General features: G+C 63.2%; 1 protein-coding gene. It reads left to right on the forward strand.

Annotated elements, in window-relative coordinates:
* Positions 1-96: 96 nt before the first annotated feature.
* On the forward strand, positions 97-755 hold a 659-nt coding region (locus G3574_RS17495; RefSeq protein ID WP_235953491.1), incomplete at its 3' end, for a branched-chain amino acid ABC transporter permease.

A 755-nucleotide genomic window follows, 5' to 3' on the forward strand; every position in this document is an offset into this window, starting at 1 on the left:
GCCATCCTGCCTTACCTCATGCTCGTCCTCATCCTCATCTTCCGCCCCCGCGGTCTGATGGGCACTCGGGAGGGCTGATCCATGCGTTCCGCTGCCATGACTTCCAAGAATCTCACTTTCAAGCCCGCCAACCTCGGCCGCTGGTTCATCTGGACCATCTATGCCGTCATCCTCATCGTGGCGCCCCTGGTGTTCAACAAGGGCGCGTCGCTCTCCGTGCTCTCCACCATGGGCACGGTCATCATCTTCGGCCTGGCCTACAACATGCTCCTGGGCCAGGGCGGCATGCTGTCCTTCGGCCATGCGGTGTACTCCGGCCTGGGCGCGTTCTTCGCCATCCATGCCATGAACCTGGCCAGTGCCGGCAAGATCTGGATGCCGCTGTGGCTGGTGCCGCTGGTGGGCGCGATCGCCGGCATGCTGTTCGGCATCCTGTTCGGCTACGTCACCACCAAGAAGAGCGGCACCACGTTCTCGATGATTACCCTGGGCATCGTCGAGCTGGTGTTCTCGGCCTCGCTGATGTTCCCCGAGTTCTTCGGCGGCGAGGGCGGCATCTCCACCAACCGCGTCTACGGCCAGCCGCTGTTCGGCATCACCTTCGGCCCGCAGATCCAGGTCTACTACCTGATCGCCTTCTGGCTGTTCATTGCCACCATCGGCATGTACGCCTTCACGCAGACGCCGCTGGGGCGCATCATCAACGCCGTGCGCGACAACCCCGAGCGGGTCGAGTTCATCGGCTACGACACGCA

It is taken from the genome of Noviherbaspirillum galbum (assembly GCF_010974945.1).
In the GTDB taxonomy this organism is placed as follows: domain Bacteria; phylum Pseudomonadota; class Gammaproteobacteria; order Burkholderiales; family Burkholderiaceae_D; genus Noviherbaspirillum; species Noviherbaspirillum galbum.